30 protein-coding genes are annotated in these 26,092 nt (G+C 40.7%); 9 read left to right on the top strand and 21 right to left on the bottom strand.

The genetic code is table 11. The features are described 5' to 3' along the window. Positions 1-255 precede the first annotated feature (255 nt). On the bottom strand, positions 256-1,188 hold the full coding sequence (locus D2V08_RS06820) for a DUF3078 domain-containing protein (protein WP_119607296.1): 933 nt from the start codon (positions 1,186-1,188) through the stop codon (positions 256-258). A 355-nt stretch (positions 1,189-1,543) separates the two neighbouring features. On the opposite strand from D2V08_RS06820, the gene D2V08_RS06815 reads away from it, so the two are divergent. Then, entirely contained in the window at positions 1,544-2,470 is a 927-nt protein-coding gene (locus tag D2V08_RS06815) for a BspA family leucine-rich repeat surface protein (protein WP_119607295.1), read from the top strand. Between the two features lie 488 nt (positions 2,471-2,958). Here the strand turns inward: D2V08_RS06815 and D2V08_RS06810 are convergent, their stop codons facing one another. The 10 genes from D2V08_RS06810 to D2V08_RS06765 form a co-directional block, all read right to left on the bottom strand. After that, positions 2,959-3,465: a DUF2480 family protein gene (locus D2V08_RS06810; RefSeq protein WP_119607294.1), complete on the bottom strand. Its 507-nt coding sequence runs from the start codon at positions 3,463-3,465 to the stop codon at positions 2,959-2,961. Between the two features lie 36 nt (positions 3,466-3,501). Continuing rightward, positions 3,502-3,735 carry a TIGR03643 family protein gene (locus tag D2V08_RS06805; protein ID WP_119607293.1) on the bottom strand — a complete coding sequence of 78 codons (234 nt, stop codon included), beginning with the start codon at positions 3,733-3,735 and terminating at the stop codon, positions 3,502-3,504. A gap of 22 nt (positions 3,736-3,757) precedes the next feature. After that, positions 3,758-4,087, bottom strand: coding sequence for an iron-sulfur cluster assembly protein (locus tag D2V08_RS06800; protein WP_100816841.1), 330 nt, complete (start codon positions 4,085-4,087; stop codon positions 3,758-3,760). A 6-nt stretch (positions 4,088-4,093) separates the two neighbouring features. After that, the gene (locus D2V08_RS06795; protein ID WP_119607292.1) at positions 4,094-4,516 is read right to left on the bottom strand and encodes a SufE family protein; all 423 of its coding nucleotides are present in this window, start codon (positions 4,514-4,516) and stop codon (positions 4,094-4,096) included. Between the two features lie 72 nt (positions 4,517-4,588). Further along, the gene (locus D2V08_RS06790; RefSeq protein ID WP_119607291.1) at positions 4,589-5,815 is read right to left on the bottom strand and encodes an aminotransferase class V-fold PLP-dependent enzyme; all 1,227 of its coding nucleotides are present in this window, start codon (positions 5,813-5,815) and stop codon (positions 4,589-4,591) included. Positions 5,816-5,842: 27 nt separating this feature from the next. After that, complete coding sequence (gene sufD, locus D2V08_RS06785; RefSeq protein WP_119607290.1) at positions 5,843-7,159, bottom strand: Fe-S cluster assembly protein SufD; 1,317 nt, start codon at positions 7,157-7,159, stop codon at positions 5,843-5,845. Positions 7,160-7,235: 76 nt separating this feature from the next. Further along, the gene (gene sufC, locus D2V08_RS06780) at positions 7,236-7,988 is read right to left on the bottom strand and encodes a Fe-S cluster assembly ATPase SufC (RefSeq protein WP_119607289.1); all 753 of its coding nucleotides are present in this window, start codon (positions 7,986-7,988) and stop codon (positions 7,236-7,238) included. 18 nt (positions 7,989-8,006) lie between these two features. Continuing rightward, the gene (locus tag D2V08_RS06775) at positions 8,007-8,885 is read right to left on the bottom strand and encodes an N-acyl homoserine lactonase family protein (RefSeq protein ID WP_119607288.1); all 879 of its coding nucleotides are present in this window, start codon (positions 8,883-8,885) and stop codon (positions 8,007-8,009) included. 12 nt (positions 8,886-8,897) lie between these two features. Continuing rightward, positions 8,898-10,343 carry a Fe-S cluster assembly protein SufB gene (sufB, locus tag D2V08_RS06770; protein WP_119607287.1) on the bottom strand — a complete coding sequence of 482 codons (1,446 nt, stop codon included), beginning with the start codon at positions 10,341-10,343 and terminating at the stop codon, positions 8,898-8,900. Between the two features lie 40 nt (positions 10,344-10,383). Next, the gene (locus D2V08_RS06765; protein WP_119607286.1) at positions 10,384-10,713 is read right to left on the bottom strand and encodes a HesB/IscA family protein; all 330 of its coding nucleotides are present in this window, start codon (positions 10,711-10,713) and stop codon (positions 10,384-10,386) included. Between the two features lie 249 nt (positions 10,714-10,962). On the opposite strand from D2V08_RS06765, the gene thiL reads away from it, so the two are divergent. Further along, complete coding sequence (gene thiL / locus D2V08_RS06760; RefSeq protein ID WP_119607285.1) at positions 10,963-12,009, top strand: thiamine-phosphate kinase; 1,047 nt, start codon at positions 10,963-10,965, stop codon at positions 12,007-12,009. Positions 12,010-12,129: 120 nt separating this feature from the next. Here thiL and D2V08_RS06755 read toward each other — a convergent pair whose 3' ends face one another. Further along, the gene (locus D2V08_RS06755) at positions 12,130-12,384 is read right to left on the bottom strand and encodes a DUF1660 family phage protein (RefSeq protein ID WP_119607284.1); all 255 of its coding nucleotides are present in this window, start codon (positions 12,382-12,384) and stop codon (positions 12,130-12,132) included. 243 nt (positions 12,385-12,627) lie between these two features. Between D2V08_RS06755 and brnQ the strand changes: the two genes are divergently transcribed. Then, positions 12,628-13,935 (top strand): branched-chain amino acid transport system II carrier protein, encoded by a 1,308-nt coding sequence (brnQ, locus tag D2V08_RS06750; protein ID WP_119607283.1) that lies wholly within the window; start codon positions 12,628-12,630, stop codon positions 13,933-13,935. Here brnQ and D2V08_RS06745 read toward each other — a convergent pair. From D2V08_RS06745 to D2V08_RS06735, 4 genes are all read right to left on the bottom strand, one after another. Further along, positions 13,932-14,546, bottom strand: a complete 615-nt coding sequence (locus D2V08_RS06745) for a class I SAM-dependent methyltransferase (protein WP_119607282.1) — start codon at positions 14,544-14,546, stop codon at positions 13,932-13,934. The two genes, brnQ and D2V08_RS06745, sit on opposite strands and share 4 nt — an antisense overlap. A gap of 8 nt (positions 14,547-14,554) precedes the next feature. Then, on the bottom strand, positions 14,555-15,187 hold the full coding sequence (locus tag D2V08_RS06740; protein WP_119607281.1) for a cation efflux transmembrane domain-containing protein: 633 nt from the start codon (positions 15,185-15,187) through the stop codon (positions 14,555-14,557). Positions 15,188-15,259: 72 nt separating this feature from the next. Beyond that, positions 15,260-15,436 carry a hypothetical protein gene (locus tag D2V08_RS17300; RefSeq protein WP_182835500.1) on the bottom strand — a complete coding sequence of 59 codons (177 nt, stop codon included), beginning with the start codon at positions 15,434-15,436 and terminating at the stop codon, positions 15,260-15,262. Between the two features lie 5 nt (positions 15,437-15,441). Then, the gene (locus D2V08_RS06735) at positions 15,442-16,734 is read right to left on the bottom strand and encodes an aminopeptidase P family protein (RefSeq protein WP_119607280.1); all 1,293 of its coding nucleotides are present in this window, start codon (positions 16,732-16,734) and stop codon (positions 15,442-15,444) included. Between the two features lie 79 nt (positions 16,735-16,813). Here D2V08_RS06735 and D2V08_RS06730 point away from each other — a divergent pair, with 79 nt between their 5' ends. After that, positions 16,814-17,203 carry a DUF2721 domain-containing protein gene (locus D2V08_RS06730; RefSeq protein WP_119607279.1) on the top strand — a complete coding sequence of 130 codons (390 nt, stop codon included), beginning with the start codon at positions 16,814-16,816 and terminating at the stop codon, positions 17,201-17,203. 239 nt (positions 17,204-17,442) lie between these two features. Then, positions 17,443-17,772, top strand: coding sequence for a hypothetical protein (locus D2V08_RS06725; protein WP_245980525.1), 330 nt, complete (start codon positions 17,443-17,445; stop codon positions 17,770-17,772). Positions 17,773-17,787: 15 nt separating this feature from the next. Here the strand turns inward: D2V08_RS06725 and D2V08_RS06720 are convergent, their stop codons facing one another. Next, positions 17,788-18,678, bottom strand: a complete 891-nt coding sequence (locus D2V08_RS06720; protein WP_119607278.1) for a RimK family alpha-L-glutamate ligase — start codon at positions 18,676-18,678, stop codon at positions 17,788-17,790. A gap of 171 nt (positions 18,679-18,849) precedes the next feature. Here D2V08_RS06720 and D2V08_RS06715 point away from each other — a divergent pair, with 171 nt between their 5' ends. The 4 genes from D2V08_RS06715 (at position 18,850) to D2V08_RS06700 (ending at position 22,832) form a co-directional block, all read left to right on the top strand. Then, positions 18,850-19,515, top strand: coding sequence for a succinate dehydrogenase cytochrome b subunit (locus D2V08_RS06715; protein WP_119607277.1), 666 nt, complete (start codon positions 18,850-18,852; stop codon positions 19,513-19,515). Between the two features lie 2 nt (positions 19,516-19,517). Beyond that, positions 19,518-21,521 carry a fumarate reductase/succinate dehydrogenase flavoprotein subunit gene (locus tag D2V08_RS06710; RefSeq protein WP_119607276.1) on the top strand — a complete coding sequence of 668 codons (2,004 nt, stop codon included), beginning with the start codon at positions 19,518-19,520 and terminating at the stop codon, positions 21,519-21,521. Between the two features lie 6 nt (positions 21,522-21,527). Further along, on the top strand, positions 21,528-22,274 hold the full coding sequence (locus D2V08_RS06705) for a succinate dehydrogenase/fumarate reductase iron-sulfur subunit (RefSeq protein ID WP_119607275.1): 747 nt from the start codon (positions 21,528-21,530) through the stop codon (positions 22,272-22,274). A 69-nt stretch (positions 22,275-22,343) separates the two neighbouring features. After that, positions 22,344-22,832, top strand: coding sequence for a very short patch repair endonuclease (locus D2V08_RS06700; protein ID WP_119607274.1), 489 nt, complete (start codon positions 22,344-22,346; stop codon positions 22,830-22,832). Here the strand turns inward: D2V08_RS06700 and D2V08_RS06695 are convergent. The 4 genes from D2V08_RS06695 to D2V08_RS06680 all read right to left on the bottom strand — a co-directional run bounded on the left by D2V08_RS06695 (position 22,807) and on the right by D2V08_RS06680 (position 26,050). Beyond that, positions 22,807-23,436 carry a hypothetical protein gene (locus D2V08_RS06695; protein ID WP_119607273.1) on the bottom strand — a complete coding sequence of 210 codons (630 nt, stop codon included), beginning with the start codon at positions 23,434-23,436 and terminating at the stop codon, positions 22,807-22,809. The two genes, D2V08_RS06700 and D2V08_RS06695, sit on opposite strands and share 26 nt — an antisense overlap. A 418-nt stretch (positions 23,437-23,854) precedes the next feature. Then, positions 23,855-24,370 carry a GNAT family N-acetyltransferase gene (locus D2V08_RS06690; RefSeq protein ID WP_119607272.1) on the bottom strand — a complete coding sequence of 172 codons (516 nt, stop codon included), beginning with the start codon at positions 24,368-24,370 and terminating at the stop codon, positions 23,855-23,857. A 322-nt stretch (positions 24,371-24,692) separates the two neighbouring features. Then, positions 24,693-25,346, bottom strand: coding sequence for a 3-oxoacid CoA-transferase subunit B (locus tag D2V08_RS06685; RefSeq protein ID WP_119607271.1), 654 nt, complete (start codon positions 25,344-25,346; stop codon positions 24,693-24,695). A 2-nt stretch (positions 25,347-25,348) separates the two neighbouring features. Then, positions 25,349-26,050, bottom strand: a complete 702-nt coding sequence (locus tag D2V08_RS06680) for a CoA transferase subunit A (protein WP_119607270.1) — start codon at positions 26,048-26,050, stop codon at positions 25,349-25,351. Positions 26,051-26,092: the final 42 nt, after the last annotated feature.

Below are 26,092 nucleotides of genomic sequence, written 5' to 3'. Positions count from 1 at the left end.
TAAGGGCTAGCTTATTCGACGAACTGCATGCACTGGATGCTTCACAACATTTTCCGGCCAATTCACAACAAAAATTTAGGGTCTCGCCACAATAGACCTACATTCACATTGTTTTTAAGTCATTTTAGTGTCACGCACAGATTTTACAGATCTTAACCTACTTAGACCATGGTCTTAAAAACACGAAAAACATTTTTCACCCCACAAAAAAGCCCTCTTAATCGAGGGCTTTTTTTGTTTGTATGTTCAATGCTTTTAAAACTTGTAGCTAAGTCCCAAGGTCCAATAGGTCTGTAGTTCATTGTCAATAGTATCGAAGGTAGCATCAGGGTCTGGTGTTGGCGCATTGTTTACGATATAATTCAAGGTCTCCTGTTTGTTGTTTCTCAACCCAAAATCGAACCCGACACCAATCATTTTCCAAAGCGTGTAAGAGAAAGAGTTGGTCCATGTCCAATTACTTAAATCGCCGCTCTTATAACTTTGGAACATGGACAAGTTACTTTTAAAACTAATCGCCCCAATTTGTTTGGTATAATCTGCCACTATTTTGGCTCCCATGGAAGATTCAAAAATGGTATCCTCACTACTGAACACAAAATTGTAGTTGAGCGGATGCATCACAACAACCAAGTCCGGGATTGGGGTCCAAGTGGCACCCACACCCAAATCAAGATAACCTGGGTCGTTGAAATTGCTCAAAATTGTGGTCCTATACTCTGCCAATGCAGAAATGGCAAATTTCTCGCTCAGTTTTCTACCATATAAAGATGAAATATTGAACACATCGGTAGCCTCACGAAAGCTATCATTATCGGTTGGGTCGTCTTTGTCATCCAACTTTACCCAAGACAAGTTTACGTTGGCGGCATTCCTCCAAAAAAACTTTTCTTTTTGAAGATTGGCAAAAGCATTGACAGTAAACCCAATATTTCCAGATGAGTTGTTAGGGATTCCTTGTGCGAACCAGTTGTTGAATTCTGAAATACTACCTCCAATGGTTCCAAAAGCACCAATTTTCCAGCCTGGCAGCGCATCCAATTTGGCTTGAAGGGCATCAACCCTTTTTTGTATAGCGGCAATGGAATCTTTTTTTGGTCCCATTTCAGCTTTGATTTCTTCTTCGGTTTGTGCGGTGGCAAACGACACCACAAAAATAGCCAAGGAGGCCATTAGCAATTTTTTCATAGTATGGAGTTTAATGTTTAGAACCGTAAAAGTAAGAAATGTCACTCTTTTACATTGAACAATTTCCAATTGTCAATTCACTATAATTAATCTCAGCATATAACAGGTCTTGGATTTGAAAGCCAAGATTCATGACTTTATATTTTGGATATCAAAGGTCTGACTCCTAACCCCTACAATAAAATCTCTTAGTTGTGCTCAAAGCAACAACATGTACTCCGCATGGAGAATTGGTCACCGTCAATTGAAAATTCTTCATCCCTCAACCTAAACGGGGCATCCGTCAGATCGTGCCATAAAATTATTGAACAAAACCACATCTTGCACCTTAAAATAATCCCATAAACAATTTGTTATGAAAATTAGAACTCTTTTTTTATCACCAATTACAATTATCACATTAGGGTCCTGCAGTAAGGACGACGGACCCAGCACACCAACGGCAAATACAACTAACATCACCAGCTTTACGCCAAAATTAGGGCCTGTGGGCACCATGGTCACTATCAACGTAGGAGACCTCACCACACATGAAGACCCTTCCACTTTTTCTGCTCAATGGACAACTGATTTCGATGGAGATATCCTCATCATTGGTCTCAATGATAATTTAGAGTACAACTTAACCATAAATTGGGGAGATGGAACCGTAGAGGAAATATCTGTTTCCAATAGCTCTACCGTTGAACATCAATATGAAGTACAAAAATCCTATCATGTTGCCATACAGGGCGTTTTTCCTGCCATTTACATGGATAACAATGGTAGCGCCCATAAGCTACAGAGCATATACAAGTGGGGGGATATTGTATGGAAGAGCATGGAAAATGCTTTCTCCGGTTGTGAGAACATGAAATACAATGCTGAAGATATTCCCAACCTTTCCAATGTTACCAATGCTTCATGGATGTTTGCTGACTGTAGCGAATTCATTGGTGGTGGCATCAGTGACTGGGATGTAAGTTCGATTACAAATATGACTTCCATGTTCCGGGATGCCACTTTATTTGTCGGAGCTGTTGGATCTTGGAACACCTCTAATGTAGAAGATATGTCCAACATGTTCCATGGAGCCACATCATTTAATAGGCCCATTGGTGATTGGGATACGAGTAAGGTAACAGCAATGATGAATATGTTCAACAATGCTTCTAGTTTTAACGGAGATCTGGGTAATTGGGATGTTTCCGGAGTTACCAATATGAGCGGCATGTTCAATAATTCAGATATGTCTGCCAAAAACTATGGGAATACCTTAATTGAATGTGGCGAGCTTTCTTAACAAACTCAGTTCCAAGAAAATGTAACTGTAGGCGCTACTAATGTACCCTGTTGTTTAGGCTCCGAAGCGTCTGATGCCAGGGAGACCCTCATAAGTTCGTACAACTGGACCTTTGATGGGGATATAGGTGTCATCTGCCAATAAACAGCATACTTCCCAAGAGATTAAGAAGTTAAAATTCTAATATTTTACCACCGGAGGGTCCTGGCATCTTTCGGTGGTTTTTTTGTCCTGAACTCCTTTACAAAAATCAGATATCCGATTTAAGACCTCAGAATTCAGATAAGATATTGGATAAAGTTCGTGCTATTCGTATCAAAACAATTTACAGTCAACAATAAACAATTATCCATTTGTAATAACTCCCTACTTAACTGCTGCATACTTTCCAAGTAACCCTTAACCTAAAATAATAGATTCTTCGCCCGCGATAGTTGTCGGGACAATCAGAATGACAGGAACGGGCATCAGACATCTGAGAAATAAAATTACTTTTTTCTTTTAAATAGCGGCACCGAAGAACAGGCTTCGCCATACATAACACTTTTGGCCACTTCTTGGATTTTGGCCACTGCCATGAGATAGGCATTTTCTGGTACTGGTTTATTGGAGCACCCTTTTATAATGACAGGCTTATCCACAAAATCGGTTACATCCAAGTTTTCCAAAATAATTTGGTAGAGAGCAGTATCAAGGTTCTCCAAGCTCCCTTGAACTACCTTTTTGGCATAGGGCTGCAATCGGGAGGCAATCAACATAAAGGCCCAACCCGGAACTATGGCATCAGTAGAGCATTGAAGCGCTACATAGGCATCTTGGTAGGTCGTCCAATCGTGCTCTTCCACGTGGGTTCGAAATTCCTTTTCTCGTAAAATAAAGCCTTCGTACAACCAATCTTTAATGTCTAGCACCTTTCGCTCCCCTTTGGGGTAATAATCCTCCAAGTTGAAGGTTATCAACTTGCTTTGGGCCACTCTATTTATAATTTCAGACATAATATTTCAGTAGTCAGACTTAAACTCTAGAATCAATTACAGCTTTTGGTTTTGGGACCTAAACCTTCTGGAAGAAGATGTTTTTTGATGCTTAGTCTTTCTTCCTTTTACGCGTTTTCTCCACAATTCAAAGGATGAACGTTTGAGATTGCTCCGCATTACCTCCCTAACATCATTCTCTTTTAGGCCGAATTGGTATTCAATAGCTTCGAACGGAGTTCTATCCTCCCAAGCCATCTCAATAATTCTATCAATCTGTCTTGTGGTCATCTGTTCTTGGTTTCAAAAGGACTTACAAAAGTCCCAATTCCAATTTCGCCTCTTCGCTCATCAATTCTTGGGTCCAAGGGGGGTCAAAAGTGATTTCCACTTCTACATCCTTCAACACATCAATGGATTTTACCTTTTCCTCAACCTCAACAGGTAACGTTTCGGCAACAGGACAGTTGGGCGATGTAAGGGTCATCAGAATCTTCACTTCGTATTCCTCGTTCACGAATACATCATAAATCAAACCCAACTCATAAATATCAACAGGGATTTCCGGATCATAAATTGTTTTGAGAACTTTCACGATTTTTTCGCCCAGTTCTTGTGTATCTATTGTGGTTTCTTCGCTCATTCTATGTTATTTTAACTGTGTTTGATAGGCAACCGCGTACAACTTTAGTTGCTTGATCATACTTACCAATCCGTTTGCCCTGGTTGGTGACAAATGTTCTTTGAGACCAATTTCATCTATAAATTGCGTATCGGCATCAATTATATCCTGTGGTTTTTGATTGCTGAACGCCCTAACCAATATGGCAATTATCCCTTTCGTTATAATGGCGTCACTATCTGCGGTAAAAATTAATTTATCGCCATCCAGTTCGGCGTGTACCCAAACCTTGCTTTGGCAACCTTTGATCAGGTTATCATCGGTCTTATACTGCTCTTCTATCAATGGAAGCGACTTTCCAAGCTCAATCATATATTCATAACGCTGCATCCAGTCGTCGAACATGGAAAACTCGTCTATTATTTCTTCCTGTATTTCTTTTATGGTCATGCGATGATTTTGTTCAAAAATACAACTCGGAAAGCTGCAATTCAAGTCTTTAAGATAAAGATAACTGTTAGGCTATAGCAACATGTTTCTGGCTCTTTTTACGCCTTCCACCAACCTATCCACTTCTTCCTTGGTATTGTAAAAGCTAAAACTCGCCCTTACCGTTCCTGGAATCTTATAAAAATCCATGATAGGTTGTGCGCAATGGTGCCCTGTACGGACAGCTATCCCCAATTTGTCCACAATAGTACCAATATCGTAGGGGTGAACGCCTTCTATATTAAAGGATATTACCGAAGTTTTGTGTGCTGCGGTTCCGTAAATTTTTAACCCGTCAATGGTGAGCAGTTGTTCAGTGGCATATTCCACCAACTCATCTTCGTATTGGGTGATAGCGTCTAAGCCGATGTTATTCATATAATCCAAAGCGGCTCCAAAGGCAATTCCTCCGCAGATGTTTGGCGTACCTGCTTCAAACTTGTGGGGCAGGTCGGCATAAGTAGTCTTTTCAAAAGTTACTTCGGCAATCATTTCACCTCCTCCTTGATAGGGTGGTAATTTTTTTAGCCATTCTTCTTTTCCGTACAACATTCCAACTCCAGTGGGTCCGCACATTTTATGGGCAGAAACGGTATAAAAATCAACATCCAAGGCTTGCAGGTCCGCTTTGATATGGGCTGCTGCCTGTGCACCATCAATTAAAACGGCTGCTCCTACTTTGTGGGCAGCATCTATGATTTCTTTTATTGGGTTGATGGTTCCCAAGGCATTGGAAACGTGGTTACAAAATACCAACTTGGTCATTTCGGACAACAATTTGTGGTATTCCTCCATCACCAATTCTCCATCCAAATTCATTGGAATCACCTTTAATACCGCACCTGTTCGCTCACACAACATTTGCCACGGAACAATATTGGAATGATGCTCCATAGCGGAAACCAGAATCTCATCTCCTTCTTTCAAAAATGAAGTAAATCCATTGGCCACCAAATTGATGCTGTCCGTGGTTCCCGAAGTGAAAATCACCTCATAAGAATGGGCTATATTAAAATGCTTCTGGATTTTTTGACGTGCTGTTTCGTATACATCGGTCGCCTCTTGTGATAAGGTATGTACCCCACGGTGGATATTGGCATTGTAGTTTTGGTAGTAATCAACAATGCAATCGATTACCTGCTGTGGTGTCTGCGAAGTTGCTGCATTGTCCAAATACACCAAAGGCTTTCCGTTGACCTCTCTTTGGAGGATGGGAAAGTCTTTTCTAATGGCCTGTATGTCCAAAGTGGTCTCTATCATTATAAGGTTACGGTAAAATAGTTCAGCTTATAGGTCAAAACCCATACGCACACCCAATTTATCGGCGATAATCTTGTTGATTCGCGCCTTAAGCTCTGGTATACGAACACTTTCCAAAACATTATTGGCGAAAGCATACATCATCAAGGCTTTGGCTTCTTTCTTAGGAATTCCTCTTGATCTTAGGTAGAATAATGCCTCCTCATCCAACTGACCAATGGTACATCCGTGCGAACATTTTACATCGTCCGCAAAAATCTCCAATTGGGGCTTTGAATTGATGGTCGATTTATCGCTCAACAATATATTGTTGTTCTGCTGAAAGGCATCCGTTTTTTGAGCAATCTTGTCAACTATAATCTTCCCATTGAAAACCCCTGTGGAACTGTCGCCAAATATTCCTTTGTAATCTTGATGGCTCTCACAGTTCGGCTGTGCATGGTGCACTAAAGTGTGATGGTCCACGTGTTGTTTGTCGCCCAGAATAGTGACTCCTTTCAAAGTAGAATCGATACGTTCCCCGTTTTGATAAAAGTTCAGGTTATTACGGATCAGTTTCCCTCCCAAGGAGAAGGTGTGTACCCTAACGACACTGCTGTCCTTTTGTGAAATGTAGGTGTTGTCCACCAAAGAAGCGGTAGATTCATCATTCTGAACTTTGTAGTAGTCCACAATAGCATCCTTTCCTGCAAAAATCTCTGTTACGGAGTTCGTGAAGACTTCGTTGCTAGTCAAACTTTGGTGACGTTCTATAATCTGCACCTCAGCGTTGTCCTCTGCTACAATCAAGTTACGTGGTTGCAACATCAAGGCTGCCTCGTTGCCCGTGGCCAAATGCAAGATTTGGATAGGCTTTTTGGGCATTTTATTTTTTGGGATGTAGATATAGGCTCCTTCTTTACTGAAAGCAGTGTTCAACGAGGTCAACGACTCATCTTTGGAGGCCGCTTTGTTGAAATATACTTCAATTACCTGTTGGAACATGGGCTTACTGAATGCAGAGCTCATCAGGCAAACATCGACACCATCGTGCGTGGTTTCCGATAGATATGAGCTGTATACCCCATCCACAAATACGATCTTATAGGTATCTATGTCGTGAAGGAAGTACTTCTTGACATCTTTGTACTCCAAGGCAGTTTCTTGCTTTGGAAAGATGCTGAAATCGATTTTTTGCAAGCCTTTTAACGAAGTATACTTCCAAGCTTCATCCTTTTTTGTAGGGAAGCCTTTTGTCTCAAAGTTCTTAATGGCAATGTTACGTTCTTCATGTACTGGATGGTCTAAATCCAATCCATCTTCAAAAGCCATAAAAGAGGAGACTAATTTTTCCTTTAAATCCATATTTTTTCAGTTATCAGTTGTCAGCTTCCAGCTATAAGTTTTCTGAAATCCGATGTCTGAAGTCTTACATCTGTTTTTAAACCGCTGTTTCTTCTTTTAACCAGTCGTATCCTTTTTCTTCCAGTTCCAATGCTAAATCCTTGGTTCCTGATTTCACAATTTTACCGTTGTAGAGTACATGTACAAAATCGGGAACAATGTATTCCAACAATCTTTGGTAGTGTGTAATCACGATGATGGCGTTGTCCTTGCTGCGCAATTTGTTTACACCATTGGCAACAATTCGAAGGGCATCGATATCCAATCCGGAATCGGTTTCATCCAAAATGGCCAATTTGGGTTCCATCATTGCCATTTGGAAGATTTCGTTACGTTTCTTTTCACCTCCGGAGAAGCCTTCGTTCAAAGAACGAGAAAGAAATTTTCTGTCAATTTCCAACATCTCGGACTTCTCACGAATCTTTTTTAGCATTTCGTTGGCTGGCATATCTTCCAGACCTTGTGCTTTTCTAGATTCGTTGATGGCAGTCTTCATAAAGTTTGTTACGGACACCCCTGGGATTTCGACAGGATATTGGAACGATAAAAACACACCTTTGTGAGCTCTTTCCTCTGGAGAAAGCTCTTCCAAATCTTCTCCTTCCAATAGGATGTTTCCTTCTCCTACTTCAAATTCTTCTTGACCAGCGATTACTTCTGCCAAGGTACTTTTACCTGAACCATTGGGTCCCATTATGGCATGTACCTCTCCTGCGTTCACCTTTAGGTCGATTCCCTTAAGGATTTCCTTATCTTCTACGCTTGCGTGTAAATTTTTGATTTCTAGCATGCTATTCTTCTTCAAATATTATTTTAAATAGTTGGGTGCCTTTGGCAATTTTTCAAAATCTTCTTTGGAGTGCTGTAAATAAACTTGCGCTCCTGTATCGTCGGCAAACTTCTCAAAAGCTGCCATACTTTCTTTGGTCTGTGCTACATCAAAATTGAAAATAGGAACTCTTCTAAATTCCCGATTTTCATAAAAGTGGTACATATCACCGGATAGCAGCAGTGGACCGTACTCTGCCAAGTCTACGAAAAGTACTTGATGGCCTGGGGTATGACCCGGCATAAATTTCATAACAACCGTTCCATCGCCAAACACATCATAATCTGTATTGGCAATTTTTTTTATGTTGGTCAAGTCCTTAATTGCGGCATATATATCTGGATTGCTCTTTTGGTTCCCCGCACTGGTCACGAAGTCATATTCCTTTTCCTGCACCAACCAAGTTGATTCAGTAAAGACGTTGGCGTGACCTACATGGTCGAAATGTGTATGGGAAAGAGCCAAGTAATCAATGTCCCCTGGAGTCATCCCTATAGTTGCCAATTGATTGGCCACGGAATCCTTTCTTGATACGGTAAAAGCTCCATCAGGAGAGGTATAAGGTTCTTCCATGCCCACTAAACTTTCGGGTAATCCTCCGTCCCACATCAAGGTTCCCTTTGGATGAACAATTACATAAAAAGCATCGGCAAATTGTTTGGATTGCCCAGTGTACGTAGTATCCTGCGAAAATAATTCCAACATATTGGCACTCACCGTACCTCCGTTGAATGCATAAAACTTTATTTCGGGCGCCATAGATTCCTCCGTCGCTTCTTCCGTTTTAGCGGTCTCTTTTTTGGCCTGTTTACAAGCAAAGGCGCTAATGATCAAAAGTGATAAAAGTATTTTTTTCATGAATCTATTCTTTTATCCTACAGAACCTTCCAAACTGATTTCCAATAGTTTTTGTGCTTCAACAGCAAACTCCATCGGTAGTTTGTTCAATACCTCTTTACTAAAACCATTTACAATCAAGGCAATGGCTTTCTCGGTGTCGATTCCTCTTTGGTTACAATAAAAAATCTGATCCTCACCAATTTTACTGGTGGTAGCCTCGTGTTCTATCTGGGCTGTTTTGTTTTTTACTTCAATATAAGGGAATGTGTGGGCTCCACAGCGGTTACCCATCAACAGGGAGTCACATTGCGAAAAGTTCCTCGCGTTTTCTGCCCTGCTGTTCACCTGCACCAAACCTCTATAGCTGTTTTGGGATTGACCTGCGGAAATACCTTTGGAAATAATGGTGCTCTTGGTGTTTTTACCCAAGTGAATCATTTTTGTTCCGGTATCTGCTTGTTGAAAATTGTTGGTCACCGCAATGGAATAAAACTCTCCTATGGAATGATCTCCCTTTAAGATACAAGATGGATATTTCCACGTTACAGCAGAACCTGTTTCTACTTGTGTCCAAGAAATTTTGGCATGATTCTCACAAAGTCCACGTTTGGTCACAAAATTGTAAACACCACCTTTTCCTTCATTATTCCCTGGGTACCAGTTCTGAACCGTGGAGTATTTGATTTCTGCATTGTCCAAAGCAATTAACTCTACTACCGCCGCATGCAATTGATTCTCGTCCCGCATTGGAGCGGTACACCCTTCCAAATAACTTACATAACTCCCTTCTTCGGCGATTACCAAAGTTCTTTCGAACTGGCCAGTTCCCGCTTGGTTGATTCGGAAGTATGTTGACAACTCCATTGGACATCTTACTCCTTTTGGGATGTAACAGAATGATCCATCGGAGAATACTGCAGAATTCAATGCCGCATAAAAGTTATCCTTTTGAGGAACCACGCTTCCCAAGTATTTCTTCACCAATTCAGGGTGTTCTTGTATAGCTTCGGAAATGGAACAGAAAATAATTCCTTTCTCTGCCAATGTCTTTTTAAACGTAGTTGCCACAGAAACGGAATCCATAACAATGTCCACCGCAACACCTGCCAATTTTTTCTGCTCATCCACAGAAATACCCAACTTTTTAAAAGTATCCAGCAATTCTGGGTCTACTTCATCCAAGCTATTGTACTTAGGTTTTTTATTTGGAGCAGAGTAATAGGAAATATTTTGGAAATCGGGCTTTTGGTACGTTACGTTGGCCCATTCTGGCTCTTCCATTTCCTTCCAAGCACGAAAAGCTTCCAATCGCCACTGGGTCATCCAATCCGGCTCCTCCTTCTTTTTGGAAATGGCAATAACGATGTCTTCGTTCAACCCTTTGGGAAGGGTATCCGATTCAATGTCCGTATAGAAACCGTACTCGTACTCCTTGGTTTCCAGCTCTTTTTTTAATTCTTCCTCTGTATAAGCCATATATCTTTAAGTTAGCCAATTACAGGCTTTATGTCAAAATTTATAATGAAAAACTTTCTCCACATCCGCAGGTCCTTTGGGCATTGGGATTGTTGAAAACAAAACCCTTACCGTTCAAACCTCCAGAATATTCCAATGTGGTACCTACCAAATACAAAAAGCTCTTTTTGTCTACAATGATTCTCACATTGTTGTCTTCAAAAACTTTATCTGTATCTGTTGCAGAATTATCAAATGTCAATTCATAAGACAATCCGCTGCACCCTCCACTCTTTACACCAACACGCACAAAATCCGTAGTCGCATCAAAACCTTCTTCGGTCATGAGCGACACCACTTTGTGCCTTGCTGTTTCTGAAACCTTAATCATCTTACTTGTATTTAATCTAAATAGCCAACAAATATACAGTATAAGTAGGGTTTTACCATAGCAACTAACATTAATATAACGAATGATTCCATAGGTGTTTCCTATGGAAAAGTTGTCTGATTTTTCGATAAAGCCTGTCTAGCTTGGAATCGCATGGTTTTCCTTTTCTTTTTAGCATAATTCCAACGGAAAAAATTTTATGTTCCGTCCGACACCAGAATTTACGATTATCCTCATTATTTTTGCAAAATGCTAGAAGACAAGAATCAAGAACGTACCTCATTGGAAAAATTGGGCGAATTTGGCCTAATTGAACATCTTACCAAAAACTTTGAACTCAATCAACCATCCTCCCTAATCGGGGTTGGGGATGACGCCGCCGTAATGGATTATAACGGAAAAAAAACCATTTTTTCCACCGATATGTTGGTGGAAGGAGTTCATTTTGATTTAAGCTACATGCCCCTTAAGCATTTGGGGTACAAATCGGTAATGGTAAATCTTTCTGACATTTATGCCATGAATGCAATGGCTACCCAAGTCACGGTTTCTTTGGCCATTTCCAATAGGTTTCCATTAGAGGCTCTTGAAGAATTTTATGAAGGCGTTGCCCTGGCTTGTAAATTGTACAATGTTGATTTGGTCGGTGGCGATACCACTTCCTCCACCAGAGGAATGATTGTTAGCGTAACTGCCATTGGAGCCGCGGACGAGAACGAAATTGTTTACCGAAAAGGCGCCAAGCCCAACGACTTATTAGTAGTAACCGGTGATTTAGGTGGTGCTTATTTAGGACTGCAGGTACTGGAACGCGAAAAAGAGGTCTTTAAGGTAAACCCGAACAGTCAACCCGACCTTGAGCCTTATTCCTATATCGTGGAACGACAGCTAAAGCCCGAAGCTAGAAAGGATATTATAGATTTACTAAAAAAAATGGGGGTAAAGCCTACTTCCATGATTGATATCAGTGACGGACTTTCTTCCGAAGTGATGCATTTATGCAAGCATAGCGAAGTGGGCTGCAATGTTTTTGAGGAAAAAATTCCTTTGGACCCCACAGTAATTTCCGCATCCGAAGAGTTTAAAATGGATAGTACTATGATCGCCTTGAGCGGCGGTGAAGATTACGAACTGTTATTCACCATTGATCAAGCTGATTTTACAAAAATAAAAGGAAACCCGAACCTAACGGTAATTGGCCATATGACGGAGAAGAGTGAAGGTATTCATTTGATTACACGGGCAGAGACCAAAATTCCGATTACAGCACAAGGGTGGAATTCGTTCAGCGAATAAAAAAATCCCGAAAATCAAGGGCATCCCTACATCATGGCATTGGGGCACGCAACCATTAGCAGTAGGCAATTACTTAAGTTTCCGGGATAAGATTTGGGCCTTTTAAAAAATAAAAAAGGGCTATGCCACTTGGTGCACTACCCTACTTTTTCGTTTTCTGTACATGTCTTCCAATGTACTGTTTATCTCTTGCATTTGAGGCGTCAATGCGGAAAGTTTGCCGCTGACATCCGTGGTGACTTCTTTTTGGCAATGAACACATTTGTACTCTTTAATGTGCTGCGTTACTTTTTTGGAAACCGTGTAATGGTGCCCGAACAGACTGCAAAAGAAAGAAGAAAATTTGTTGCCATGCTGAGTAGTAGATGTTTTCATAAGCTGGTGTGTGTTTGAAGAAAAGCGATGATTTGCGAAATGGGGCTTCGAAAAATGCTTAAATTGGTTTGTAATTTTTTGTTATATAAAATGATTTTTAAAGGTTCATCTTTTTATAGGAACGGATGTTGATAACTTTTTATTTCATGCTTGCTCGCATAAAATATTTTTTTCGATGAAATACCATAAAATCGATAAAAAGATATCTTTTTCCGCTCAAAAACGCTTTCGTAATATACCATATTGAAAACAAATTATCAACAACCCATCAGTAAAAAATCGTTAACGGTGACTGCTTTTGCCCTTTTTTCCCTCTTTTTTGGGGCGGGAAATCTTGTTTTACCTCCTTTATTAGGTTTCAAATCAGGTGATTTGTGGTGGTTGGTCACTTTCGGGTTTTGTATTTCAGGGGTCCTTATTCCAATTTTGGGAATTATGGCCCATGCCAAACTACAGGGAACCCTCTTCGATTTTGCCAAGAAAGTATCCCCATTATTTAGTGTGGTGTACTGCTATTTGATTTATGCCATTGCCATAGCCTTACCCTCACCTCGAACCGCATCGGTCACCCATGAAATGGCAATTCAACCCTTTTGGGACTCATCATCATTGCTTACCAGCCTTATCTATTTTATGTTGGTATTTGTCTTTGCCATTAATCGTTCCAAGGTTTTGGGCCTTTTAGGAAAGTTATTGACTCCCGGCATCCTTATTATCTTATTAATCATGATAGCAACAGCTGTCTTTACCTTGGACTTTAACTTTATGCCCTCTGAAATGGTTCAACCCTTTAGCTCTGGAATTTTAGAGGGTTATCAGACTTTTGATGCGATTGGGGCCGTGGTCGTTGGAGCCGTAATCATTATATCCATCAACATAAAGGAAAAATCAGCTTCATTTGAAGAAAAAAGGAGATTGATTGGAAGAGCCGGTCTTTGGGCTGGAATAGGCCTGTTTTTGGTGTATGGAGGCCTAATATTAACGGGTTCCTTATTTGGTGAGTTTTTTGATTCAGAGATTTCCAGAACCGCTCTTTTGAGAGGTATTAGCACCAAAACTTTAGGGCAAACTGCCAATATGTTGCTCAGTATTTTGGTGAGCTTGGCGTGTTTTACTACTGCAGTAGGAATCGTGACAGGAACTTCGGACTTTATTAAAGGGCGGTTCGGCAATTCTATTTTTGCCTATCGAATTACGGCATTTTTGGGTTGCTTGCTTGGTGTATTGGTAGGTCAGTTTGATGTAGGATATATCATTAACGTAGCTGTTCCTTCCCTAATGTTTATTTATCCCATTACCATTGTTCTAATTTTACTGAATGTCGTCCCGGACAAATGGGGTTCACCAAAAGTGTTTAAACATGTGGTGTGGACAACCATCTTGTTTAGCATTCCTGATTTTTTGGGAAGCATTGGGCTTGGGGAATCTATTTCACCTTATGTTAATTGGATTCCGTTGAGCCAACATCAAATGGGCTGGGTTCTTCCAGCATTGATTGCTTTTATCATTTCTAACCTCAGCAACAGTGCAGAAATACTCTCTACTAATTAATCCAGTTTTCTTTTAAAACTGCAAAAGATGAAATTCTGCGTGGTTCCAAATGGAGTGGTATGGTCCTGCGTCTTGCATTCGATTTTATCGAAACCATTGAACGTGGCTTCCATTTGCGTTTCATTGTACTGTTTGATATCAAGACCACTACATTTTTTTGGCCCATTTTCTGAGAAAGTTCCCAAGACCATATATCCCTTAACAGCTTTCATGGTCAAGGCTTTGTATTTTTCAATCTGGTCTGATGATGTCAGAAAGTGAAATGCAGCCCTATCGTGCCAAACATCATAAGCTTCTTTCGGCTCAAATTCAGTAATGTCACATTCAATCCAATGAACTTTTAGTGCCTTGTCACCTAATCTTTTTTTAGCTCTTACAATGGCCTTGCCCGAAATATCAAGGACAGTAATATTTTCAAATCCTTCATCGAGCAAAAAATCCACGAGTTTGCTGTCGCCACCACCAACATCAATAATTGTGGAAGTTTTGTCCAATCCAAAAGAATGAATAAAATTCAGTGAAGTCTGTGGAACATTCTGCGTCCAACTCACCTCATCTGGATTTTTTGTTTTATAAACGGTTTCCCAATGATTTTTTCTATCCTGATCCATATTTAATCCTATTCTGTGCAACCACAATGTTTATTGGTGCGGGCTTTCTCAAAACATTCTTTGCCTTCTGAAAATGCAAAATATGCCAACCCTAACGTACCTATACTATCTATATAAGGGATCTTAAAAATCTCATATACTCCACTACTAACCAATAGAATTATTGACATATATACACAGACCAGCGTGCAATTGGCATCCGCCAAAATAGGGGCGGAGTTGAGTTGACGACCTACTTTTCGTTTCCACCAAACCAAAATCCACATGATGAGTATGGATATTGCCGAAATAATGACTCCCCAAAAAGTGGTCAACGGTTTGTGCCCTGTCCAAATATTGTAAACACTGGAAACAACCAATCCCGCGACCAACAGGTAAAAGGCCACTCCTGTAATCCGAAGTGCGGTCCTTTCAAAATTATCTCGATTACTGTCCGGATTCTTTTGAATACGCAATATCATATGGGCAATACCCAATCCTGAAATCACTTCAATAAAACTATCGGTACCAAACCCAAAAAGGGCCAAACTTTCATCTTCAAAACCCAAATAGGTAGAAATAAGTCCTTCGGCTATGTTATATATAATGGTAAACATTGCCAAGGCAAATGCAGTTTGGTAAAGTTTCTCCTGGTTTTCCAAAACGCTTCGATTCTGCTTAGCTGAAGTTCGGGTTTAAATAACGGAAAGTCAAATCTGATTTCTATAAATAATTTATTCCGAGCCTCGTTTTTTCTTATTATACCGATAGATGGCATAAGCGATACCTACCAATACCACAAAAGGGAGATAACTCCCGATGACTACGCCTATTTCGTATGCACTGTCGGGAGCTTCCTGCATCTTTTTTTCAATGTCGGTCTGTTGTACTAATAATAGTAAAAGCTTCATTTAGTCTATTTATGCATCAATTCCTCTATCTCTTCAATCTCGATTGGGATGTTACGCATCAAATTAAAAGGCTCTCCTTTTTCTTGAATAACAACATCATCCTCCAAACGGATGCCCATTCCTTCTGCTGGAATATAAATACCGGGTTCTACCGTAAATACCATGTTGGCTTTCATAGGCTTTTTCAATTCCCCGTAATCGTGGGTGTTCAATCCAATGTGGTGACTGGTACCGTGCATGAAGTATTTCTTGTACGCTGGCCAATCCGGGTTTTCGTTTTGTACATCCGCTTTGTCCAGCAATCCCAAACCAATCAACTCTGAAGTCATCAGTTTTCCGACCTCTTTGTGGTATTCCGCCCAAATAGTTCCAGGCACCAACATTTTCGTAGCTTCTTCCTTTACACGAAGTACTGCGCTGTACACTTCTTTCTGTCTTTTTGTAAATTTTCCGTTAACAGGAATGGTACGGGTCATATCACTGGAATAGTTGGCGTACTCAGCGGCAAGATCTAGCAATATCATATCTCCGTCCTTCACTTGTTGGTTGTTTTCCAAATAATGGAGCACATTGGCATTATTACCTGCTGCAATAATAGGACTATACGCAAAACCTCTGGATCGGTTACGGATAAATTCATGCAAAAACTCAGCTTCCATCTCGTGCTCCCAAACACCAGGCTTTACAAACTCCAAAATTCTCCTAAAACCTTTTTCGGTGATATCGCAGGCCGTTTGCATTAATTCAATTTCTTCCGACTCCTTTACGCCACGGATATTTTGCAAAATTGGGTTGCTCTTGGCCCATTGATGTGCTGGATATTCCTTTTTGCATTTTTCTATGAAACGATCCTCACGTGTTTGAGTTTCCACAGCTTGGCGGTAATGTTCATTAGTATTAAAATAAATCGTGTCGGCCTCGGTCATGAGGTCAAAGAAAATCTTATCAAAATCACTCAACCAATAAACACTCTCAATTCCCGATACCTCTGTTGCCTTCTCTTTGGTAAGCTTGGCGCCTTCCCAAATTGCAATATGCTCGTTGGTTTCTCTCACAAAAAGGATTTCCCTGTGCTTTGGGTCCATGGCATCCGGGAACATTAATAAAATAGTCTCCTCTTGATCTGCTCCACTCAAGTAAAAAATATCACGGTCCTGTTCAAAAGGCAAGGTACTATCTGCGCCAATGGGATAAATATCGTTGGAATTGAACACTGCGATACTTTTGGGTCTCATTTGGGCCATGAATTTCTTACGATTCTTTACAAAAAGATTGCTGTCTATTTGAGCGTATTTCATATCTAATTATTGATTTGCTCAAATGTAGCCAATTGCGTTACCGAAGACAAATTCTTACCTTCAATATCAAATTAAAACCATGCAGCTCAACCTAAGTATTCCCGCTCTTCTTTTTCCTGCTATTTCTTTGACGATGCTAGCCTACAATGCTAGGTATTTGGCGATTGCTGCATTGATTCGGCAACTGCACAAACAATTTGAGGAAACCTCGGCCCAACCCTTAAAACAGCAAATAAATCAATTGCGTACCCGTCTTGGCATTATCAAAAATATGCAGGCATCTGCGATCATCAGCTTTTTGTTGGCTGCCGTGACCATGTTTTTGATCTATGTGGAAATGCGTGTTTGGGCCAATGTTGTTTTTGGTATCAGTTTGGTATTCCTAATGATTTCCTTGATTCTCTCTTTTCTTGAGGTACAACTTTCGACTAAAGCGCTCGGAATTCAACTGAAGAATATGGAGAAATAATAAGTTAATAATACAGTTTGTGTAGGAATACCTCTTGCCTAAATAAAATCCGGATTATAAGCCATCAATTGAAAAACCCTATATACCAATCCGAATGGGGCTTTGGCAAAACCAGCGCTAAAATAACCTCTGCTTGCATTTATTTTTGATGATATCATTGATTCATCAAAATGAAAAGATATGCAGCGCGTTAAGAATTTGGAGTTTTCTATTTTTTTGATGGATTGGTGATTTCTGAAATGAAGGAAGGCGAAGTTTTTGATTGGTCAATTGCCGAAAAAATCATAAGGGTAGCTTACGAGGTTTTGGGCAGGGACAAACCCATTGCTTATATCAGCAATCGCATTCATAATTACTCTGTTGTTCCAACGGATTGGTTGAAATTTTATAAACATCGTCACCAATTGGAATTTTATTCCATTGTGGCCTATAACAATAGTGGGTTGGCAAGCGTGGTTTTGGAACGAATGTTCTTTCGCAATAAAATACGGCAATTCTCAAATCTGGAAGACGCCATTAAATGGAGCTTGGCCAAAGTCAACGATAAAAAAATAGACCTGCCCGCCTAACAAAAGTAGTCCCAACTATTTTCTGCTCCTTCTTCCATTCTTTTCCACATACTGAACTATGCATTTGGCGACATTAGCCCCCGTCGCAGCTTCAATACCTTTTAATCCTGGAGATGCATTTACCTCAATCAATAAAGGACCGTTTTTAGAACGGATTAAATCTACCCCAGCCACTCCCAAACCCAAATGTTTGGTCGCATTAATGGCGATAAACTTTTCACGAGGAGTTAATTGCACCTTTTGGGTTTCCGCTCCTCGGTGTACGTTGGATCTAAAATCGTCCAGTCCACTGGTCCGCTTCATACTGGCGACAATTTTATTGCCAACTACCACGATTCTAAGATCCTCTCCATTAGCCTCCTCAATATACTCTTGCAGCAAAATGCTGGTATTCATATTATATAAGGTATCTATCACAGATTTTGCCGACTTTTTACTTTCCGCCAAAATAACTCCTTTCCCCTGTGTTCCTTCTTGTAGCTTAATGATGACCGGAGCTCCACCCAAAAGCTCTATCTGGTCTTCCACATTGTTTGGATTGATGGAGAAAACAGTTTTTGGTACCGGTATGCCTTTTTTGGACATCAGTTGCAGGGTAGCTACCTTATTTCGTGCCCCAACAATTCCCAACGATTTGGCCGTACTGAAGACATGGTTTATCTCAAACTGCTTTACAATGGCCGCTCCATGCCGGGTTACCTTGGTGCCAATTCTTGGTACAATAGCATCAAACTCATCGGTAATATTATCAGCTCCAAAAAATATTTGGGGTCGGTCTCCCCCTAATTGAACGGAGCATTTAGTATGGTCTACATGTTCCACATAATGGCCTGCCTTTTCAAATTCCTCGGCAATCCTAGCTGTGGAATACACGTTAAGGCTTACGGAAAGAATGGCAATGTCCATGGTTTAGAATAGCTTTAAAATCAATGGTAATATCGGTTAAAATTCCCAAAATAGAATTCTGAAGAATTAAATCCCAGTAGCTTAAAATGAGTCTAAATAACTGGTTTTACGATGTTGAAAGCTTGTTAAAAACTCATCCGTACCGTATTTTTGTTAAAAAACTAACTTCTAATGAGTTTGATAAAATCTTCGCTGGCCCGAAAATATGTCATGGCCTTATCGGGTCTTTTTTTGGTCACATTTTTGATTCTTCACGTAACCATTAATTTGGCCTCCGTATTTTCTCCCGATTTTTTTAATGAAGCCTCTCATTTTATGGGCTACAATCCGATTGTCCAATTTTTGATGCAGCCTATTTTGATCATAGGTGTTGTAGTGCACTTTGTTATGGGCTTTGTTTTGGAAATCCAGAACAAAAAAGCACGGGATGTAAGCTATGTAAAGTACAAAGGCAGTGCAAATGCACCTTGGGTTTCCAGAAACATGATTTACTCAGGTCTTGTTATCCTTGCTTTCTTGGCATTGCACTTCTATGACTTTTGGGTACACGAAATGGCCTACAAATATGTTGAGGCCAATCCAGAGGACCCAACACGTTACTACCACGAAACTGTTGAGAAATTTGCACCTTTCTGGAGAACTATACTTTACGTGGTTTCCTTTGTGTTGTTAAGCTTGCACTTGTGGCATGGCTTTGCTTCATCGTTTCAATCCATGGGTGTAAACAATAAATACACGGTTGGATTTACAAAATTTGCAAAAATATTCGCGGTAGTGGTACCCTTGGCATTTGCATTTATCGCCGTATACCACCACCTTAACCCAATAACACATTAAGTATGGGCATATTGGACTCTAAAATTCCATCTGGGCCATTGGCCGACAAATGGACCAAACATAAAAACGACATCAATCTAGTTAACCCTGCCAACAAAAGGAACATCGATATCATTGTTGTAGGTACAGGACTTGCAGGTGGTGCCGCAGCAGCCACTTTGGCCGAGTTGGGTTACAATGTAAAAACATTCTGCTATCAAGATTCACCACGTAGAGCACACTCCATTGCTGCTCAAGGGGGAATCAACGCAGCAAAAAACTATCAAGGAGATGGTGATAGTAATTACCGCCTTTTCTACGATACCATAAAAGGTGGGGATTACCGCTCCCGAGAAGGTAACGTTTACCGTTTGGCAGAGGTTTCTGGAAACATTATCGACCAGTGTGTGGCTCAAGGAGTTCCTTTTGCCCGTGAGTATGGCGGTATGTTGGACAACCGTTCTTTTGGGGGCGTACTTGTATCAAGAACCTTTTATGCTAAAGGACAAACGGGACAGCAATTGTTGCTAGGTGCCTATTCTGCCATGAACCGTCAAATCAACCGTGGTAAGATTCAAGCTTACAACCGTCATGAGATGATGGATTTGGTTTTGGTAGATGGAAAAGCAAGAGGAATTATTGCCAGAGACTTGGTAACCGGAGAGATTGAAAGGCACAGTGCCCATGCCGTTGTTTTGGCCACTGGAGGGTACGGAAACGTGTTCTTCCTTTCCACCAACGCTATGGGAAGTAACGTAATGGCCGCATGGAGAGCACACCGTAAAGGAGCTTTCTTTGCCAATCCGTGCTTTACACAAATTCACCCAACTTGTATCCCTGTTTCAGGGGACCATCAATCCAAATTGACTTTGATGTCCGAATCCCTCAGAAATGATGGACGCATTTGGGTACCCAAGAAAAAGGAAGATGCCATCGCCATTCGTGAAGGTAAGTTGAAGCCGACAGAACTTTCCGAAGAAGATCGCGATTACTATTTGGAAAGAAGGTATCCTGCTTTTGGTAACCTTGTTCCTCGTGATGTAGCGTCGAGAGCTGCCAAAGAGCGTTGCGATGCTGGTTTTGGAGTGAACAAAACTGGAGAAGCGGTATTCTTGGATTTTGCAGCTGCCATAGAACGTTATGGAAAGGAAAAGGCGTTGACTTCCGGAATTAAAAATCCAGACAAAACAACCATCACAGAACTAGGTGAAGAGGTTGTAAAGGCCAAATATGGTAACCTGTTCCAGATGTACGAAAAAATCGTAGATCAAAATCCATATAAAACCCCAATGATGATCTATCCCGCGGTACACTATACCATGGGAGGACTTTGGGTAGATTACAACTTACAGACCACCATCCCCGGATGCTATGCAGCAGGAGAGGCCAACTTTAGCGACCACGGTGCAAACCGTTTGGGAGCTTCTGCTTTAATGCAAGGTTTAGCAGATGGATATTTTGTATTGCCTTACACCATTGGTGATTACTTGTCCGATGATATTAGAACAGGCGCGATTCCAACAGATTCCACAGCATTTGAGGAAGCTGAACAGCAAGTTCGTGATAGAATGGAGAAGTTGATGGGCGGTTCTGGAATTCATTCCGTGGACTACTATCACAAGAAACTGGGTAAAATCATGTGGAACAAATGTGGTATGGCCCGTAATGAGAAAGAGTTGAAGGAAGCCATTAAGGAAATTTCTGAGCTTAGAAAAGATTTCTGGGAAAACGTAAAAGTTACCGGAACTGTTGATTCCAAGAACCAAGAGCTTGAAAAAGCAGGTCGCGTTGCCGACTTCTTGGAGTTGGGCGAGCTGTTCGCAAAAGATGCACTGCACAGAAACGAATCTTGTGGTGGACACTTCCGTGAAGAGTACCAAACCGAAGAAGGTGAAGCTTTGCGTGATGACGAGAACTTTAAATATGTGGCTGCTTGGGAATACAAAGGTGAGCCCAAAGATGCCGAATTGCACAAAGAGGATTTGGTATACGAAAATATTGAACTGAAGACACGATCCTACAAATAAGAAGCTATGAAATTATATCTAAAAATATGGCGTCAGAAAGACGCGTCCACACCAGGAAAAATAGTTGATTATACCCTTGACGGTGTAGAAGGTGATATGTCTTTCTTGGAGATGTTGGATATCTTAAATGAAGAATTGGTCTCCAAAGGAGAAGAACCGGTAGAGTTTGACCACGATTGTAGGGAGGGTATCTGCGGAACCTGTTCCCTGCAAATCAATGGTGAGCCTCACGGACCGGATAGATTGGTTACTACTTGCCAGTTGCACATGCGTAAGTTCAGCGATGGGGATACCATTGTAATTGAACCTTTCCGTGCAAAAGCATTTCCTGTAATCAAGGATTTGATTGTCGACCGAAGCGCTTTTGATCGCATTCAGCAAGCTGGGGGTTATATCTCTGTGAATACTTCTGGAAATACGATAGATGCCAATACCATTCCAATTAACAAATACGATGCGGACGAAGCAATGGATGCCGCTACCTGTATTGGTTGTGGAGCCTGTGTGGCCGCTTGTAAAAACGCAAGTGCCATGTTGTTCACCTCTGCAAAAGTTTCTCAATTTGCCTTGTTACCTCAAGGACAAGTTGAAGCTACGGAGCGTGTGCAAAACATGGTTCGCCAGATGGATTTGGAAGGTTTTGGTAACTGTACCAACACCGGAGCATGTGAAGTGGAATGCCCTAAAGGGATTTCATTGACCAATATTGCCCGTATGAACCGTGAGTACTTATCCGCTACGTTAGAGGGATAAAAGCAATAACATTTCAATTTACAAAACCCAAATTCCAATAGGAGTTTGGGTTTTTTGTTATCTTACGGTATGCCCAAAGAATACCCGAAAGAACGTATTAAAGTACCTCGATTCAATGAGGAATCGGGTTTTTATACCACCCCTGAGCGTTCCAAAATCATGGGGAAAATCAGAGGCAAAAACACCAAACCAGAGCTTACCTTTAGAAAGGCTTTGTGGCAATCGGGTTACCGATATCGTATCGACTACAAAAAGCTCATTGGAAAGCCAGATATCGCCCTAAAAAAGTACAAGACCGTCATATTTATTGATGGTGAATATTGGCATGGCTATAATTGGGAGGAACGCAAAGAAAAAATCAAGACCAACCGTGAGTTCTGGATCCCAAAAATTGAACGTAACATGCAACGGGATACAGAGGTAAATCAAGCTTTAAAAGAAAAAGGATACAAAGTCTTCCGCTTTTGGGAAACCGAGGTGAAGAAGAACCTAGATGAGTGTTTAGAGGAAGTACTGACACACCTGAACAAGGTCAAAGCTGCTTTTTCACAATCTTGAAGACTTGTAACAAATCATCCAAAGACAACTCAAAATCTTGGAATTCAGGAGATGTGTTCAAATTGTGGCACAAAAGTGCCTTATTGTCTTTGTTATACCCTGTAAGTCGTTTACCGATAATTCTATCCGCACAGACCAATATATAAGATTGATTCCAATAGGTCTCGTTGTTACGCGTCAACGATTCTTTTTTGATTTCCAACCCAAGCACATAAGACTTGTTCGGAATAGCATCCGAGGTGCCATCATTCATGGAATCGCCGGATACTTCAAATATGCGATGGGGTTCGTCCGTTAAAAAGTCAATAATGAACCCCCCTTGAAATGGATTACTTAGAGTTTCCTTCTGTAAACTCTCTATGTATTTTTGATGCCACTCTACCAATACCAATGGAGCCATTAACAGATACTTCCCATGCTCTAAAGGATAAAAAACGCTGCCATGTTTTGTAAAAGGCTGTCTCTTGGTGTAAGCCTCACCCATATCGTTGACCTCGTGCATGTACAACTCGGCAATGGTAAGTCCAAAATACTCGGCAATCTTGGTGAGATTTTTTATGGGTATGTTGGCATCCTTGCGTTCGTAGAGCTGAATGGTACGCAATATGCTCTCGACGCAGCAATTTATCTAGTTTTCTGTAATTGGGTTACAGGCCAAATATAGAAAATAGGATTTGACCCCGACATATAATTATTTAAACATGGATTATTAATGGGTTCTATTAAAGGTCTTGGGCCGTTTGTTCAAAGTGATTTAATCTTTAGTGAAGAAGATTATGGAAAACCAATTAGTGAACGTCTGTCGGAAGTAGTTCGGAGAAACACCTCTAAAAACGATTTTTGCCAATATTGCCATTCAGAGCAATGTGAGCTTTTCCACCATAAGGGATGTAGTGTACCGCACTAATAGCTTGACCAAGCTGAACGCCAATGCAATATCCTTATTGATTCATACAGCATTTGAGAACTCTTTTGCGTATAAACTACAAGTCGAGGGTGATATTCTTTATCTAAGCGACCTGTTAAAGCTCTAAACGCAACAACCAATCAGTTTGTTTATCCGAACCTATATAATAGGGGTGCTCATCAAACTTGATGAAACCATGACGATGGTAAAAACTTATGGCTTTTGGGTTATGCTCCCATACACCAAGCCAAATGAATTCCTTGCCCAATGATTTAGCTAAAACAATAATTTGTTGAAGCATCCACGAACCTATTTTTTTGCCTTGATGATTCTCCAACACATAAATACGTTCAATTTCCAGCGCATTGGGGTCATGCACATCAGTCTGAGCTGCTCCCATATTTAATTTGAAATACCCCACCAACTCATCATCATTGTAAACAAAATGAAAATGGCAATCTTTAATGACAAGTTCTGCAGCTAGCTTATTTGGATGGAAAGCTTCTTGAATATAAGATTGAAAGTCATCAGGGTCATTATCTTTTTCAAAAGCAGCAGCAAAGGTCTCCTTTGATATTTTGACCAAGGTGTCTAAATCGGCATTAACACATTCCCGAAGGTATAGGGACATCGAACAGGTTTTGTCTAAAATTATTGCAAAAAAAAGAGCCTAACAAGATGTTGGCTCCATATTTTTCAGGGAGATAAATACCGATCTATAGCATAAAAAGCTTCTTGATCAAAAGCATAAAACCTGTGAAAAAATCGTTTCTGTACACTTGTACGTTCTCGTCCATCGTAGTTTTTGATTTTAGGGCCATGGTTAATAGGTTTTAACGGTGTTAATTTGGGTAAAAAATTCGATATAACCAAATATATACTCGATGAATGGTAATTTAAAACTATTGTTGTGTAATCGCTAGTTTTTGTTGTAAAAAAGCTTTGGATATTTATTAAATGTTCATTTCGGGAATCTCTCCATTCACCACCAACTTTCCTTCTGTTGCCTTTTCAATTTCTTCCACAGAAACACCCGGCGCCCTTTCCAATAATTTGAAACCGTCCGGAGTCACCTCCAATACAGCAAGGTTGGTCACTATTTTCTTAACGCAACCTACTCCGGTCAATGGTAAAGTACATCGCTTCAATAATTTTGATTTTCCGGCTCTATTGGTATGCATCATAGCAACAATAATATTCTCTGCAGATGCTACCAAGTCCATGGCACCTCCCATACCTTTTACCATTTTACCCGGAATTTTCCAATTGGCGATATCTCCATTTTCAGCTACTTCCATCGCCCCCAAAATGGTTAGGTGCACATGTTTGCCGCGAATCATGCCGAAACTCAAAGCAGAATCAAAAAAAGATGCTCCTGGCAGTGTTGTTATGGTTTGCTTTCCAGCATTGATGATGTCGGCATCCTCTTCCCCTTCAAACGGGAAAGGGCCCATTCCCAACACTCCATTCTCGCTCTGGAATTCAACACTTATATCGTCTCTAACAAAGTTGGCTACCAGGGTGGGTATCCCTATGCCAAGGTTTACGTAATATCCGTCCTTGACCTCTTTTGCTATCCGTTTTGCTATTCCGTTTTTATCTAACATAACTAACTTTTCTGTCTAACTGTTCGCTGCTCTATTCTTTTCTCAAACTTCTCGCCTTGGAAAATACGCTGTACAAATATTCCCGGGATGTGGATTTCGTTTGGGTCCAAACTTCCCGCTGGAAGCAATTCTTCGACCTCAGCCACGGTAATGTTAGCAGCTCCACACATACAAGGATTAAAGTTTCGTGCTGTTCCCTTGAATATTAAATTCCCGGCCTCGTCTCCCTTCCATGCCTTTACAAAAGAAAAGTCTGCTTTAAAAGCTGGCTCAAGCACATACATTTTTCCATCGAATTCACGAGTTTCTTTTCCTTCCGCCACTTCAGTACCATAACCTGCTGGTGTATAAAAAGCCGGAAAACCGGATTGTGCCGCCCTACATTTCTCGGCCAGTGTTCCTTGCGGCGTTAATTCAACCTCCAGTTCGCCGCTCAACATTTGACGTTCAAACTCATCGTTTTCACCTACATAGGATGATATCATTTTTTTGATTTGATGTTTTTGCAAAAGCAGTCCTAGGCCAAAATCATCAACGCCCGCATTGTTGGATATACAAGTGATATCCTTTATGCCCAATCGCACTAATTCTGCTATGGCATTTTCAGGTATTCCACATAAGCCAAATCCACCTAACATGAAGGTCATACCATTCTCAACACCCTTCAAAGCTTCGGTAACATCGGCAACTTTCTTATTGATCATATAATTAGTATTTATGATTGCCTGAAATTACGATTTAAATAA

Source organism: Flagellimonas lutimaris (genome assembly GCF_003581615.1).
Lineage (GTDB): Bacteria > Bacteroidota > Bacteroidia > Flavobacteriales > Flavobacteriaceae > Flagellimonas > Flagellimonas lutimaris.
This window is presented reverse-complemented; position numbering and strand designations above follow the sequence as displayed.

Coding starts and splice junctions, on each gene's coding strand:
- D2V08_RS06715 (WP_119607277.1), top strand. CDS start 18,850: ATGAGTTTGATAAAATCTTCGCTGGCCCGAAAATATGTCATGGCCTTA.
- D2V08_RS06795 (WP_119607292.1), bottom strand. CDS start 4,516: ATGACCATAAAAGAAATACAGGAAGAAATAATAGACGAGTTTTCCATG.
- D2V08_RS06820 (WP_119607296.1), bottom strand. CDS start 1,188: ATGAAAAAATTGCTAATGGCCTCCTTGGCTATTTTTGTGGTGTCGTTT.
- D2V08_RS06815 (WP_119607295.1), top strand. CDS start 1,544: ATGAAAATTAGAACTCTTTTTTTATCACCAATTACAATTATCACATTA.
- D2V08_RS06680 (WP_119607270.1), bottom strand. CDS start 26,050: ATGATCAATAAGAAAGTTGCCGATGTTACCGAAGCTTTGAAGGGTGTT.
- D2V08_RS06805 (WP_119607293.1), bottom strand. CDS start 3,735: ATGACCACAAGACAGATTGATAGAATTATTGAGATGGCTTGGGAGGAT.
- D2V08_RS17300 (WP_182835500.1), bottom strand. CDS start 15,436: ATGAAGCTTTTACTATTATTAGTACAACAGACCGACATTGAAAAAAAG.
- thiL (WP_119607285.1), top strand. CDS start 10,963: ATGCTAGAAGACAAGAATCAAGAACGTACCTCATTGGAAAAATTGGGC.
- D2V08_RS06705 (WP_119607275.1), top strand. CDS start 21,528: ATGAAATTATATCTAAAAATATGGCGTCAGAAAGACGCGTCCACACCA.
- D2V08_RS06745 (WP_119607282.1), bottom strand. CDS start 14,546: ATGGATCAGGATAGAAAAAATCATTGGGAAACCGTTTATAAAACAAAA.
- D2V08_RS06730 (WP_119607279.1), top strand. CDS start 16,814: ATGCAGCTCAACCTAAGTATTCCCGCTCTTCTTTTTCCTGCTATTTCT.
- D2V08_RS06690 (WP_119607272.1), bottom strand. CDS start 24,370: ATGTCCCTATACCTTCGGGAATGTGTTAATGCCGATTTAGACACCTTG.
- D2V08_RS06765 (WP_119607286.1), bottom strand. CDS start 10,713: ATGATTAAGGTTTCAGAAACAGCAAGGCACAAAGTGGTGTCGCTCATG.
- sufC (WP_119607289.1), bottom strand. CDS start 7,988: ATGCTAGAAATCAAAAATTTACACGCAAGCGTAGAAGATAAGGAAATC.
- D2V08_RS06720 (WP_119607278.1), bottom strand. CDS start 18,678: ATGGACATTGCCATTCTTTCCGTAAGCCTTAACGTGTATTCCACAGCT.
- sufD (WP_119607290.1), bottom strand. CDS start 7,159: ATGGATTTAAAGGAAAAATTAGTCTCCTCTTTTATGGCTTTTGAAGAT.
- D2V08_RS06775 (WP_119607288.1), bottom strand. CDS start 8,885: ATGAAAAAAATACTTTTATCACTTTTGATCATTAGCGCCTTTGCTTGT.
- D2V08_RS06735 (WP_119607280.1), bottom strand. CDS start 16,734: ATGAAATACGCTCAAATAGACAGCAATCTTTTTGTAAAGAATCGTAAG.
- D2V08_RS06790 (WP_119607291.1), bottom strand. CDS start 5,815: ATGATAGAGACCACTTTGGACATACAGGCCATTAGAAAAGACTTTCCC.
- D2V08_RS06810 (WP_119607294.1), bottom strand. CDS start 3,465: ATGTCTGAAATTATAAATAGAGTGGCCCAAAGCAAGTTGATAACCTTC.
- D2V08_RS06700 (WP_119607274.1), top strand. CDS start 22,344: ATGCCCAAAGAATACCCGAAAGAACGTATTAAAGTACCTCGATTCAAT.
- D2V08_RS06755 (WP_119607284.1), bottom strand. CDS start 12,384: ATGAAAACATCTACTACTCAGCATGGCAACAAATTTTCTTCTTTCTTT.
- D2V08_RS06710 (WP_119607276.1), top strand. CDS start 19,518: ATGGGCATATTGGACTCTAAAATTCCATCTGGGCCATTGGCCGACAAA.
- sufB (WP_119607287.1), bottom strand. CDS start 10,343: ATGGCTTATACAGAGGAAGAATTAAAAAAAGAGCTGGAAACCAAGGAG.
- D2V08_RS06725 (WP_245980525.1), top strand. CDS start 17,443: ATGAAGGAAGGCGAAGTTTTTGATTGGTCAATTGCCGAAAAAATCATA.
- D2V08_RS06800 (WP_100816841.1), bottom strand. CDS start 4,087: ATGAGCGAAGAAACCACAATAGATACACAAGAACTGGGCGAAAAAATC.
- D2V08_RS06685 (WP_119607271.1), bottom strand. CDS start 25,346: ATGTTAGATAAAAACGGAATAGCAAAACGGATAGCAAAAGAGGTCAAG.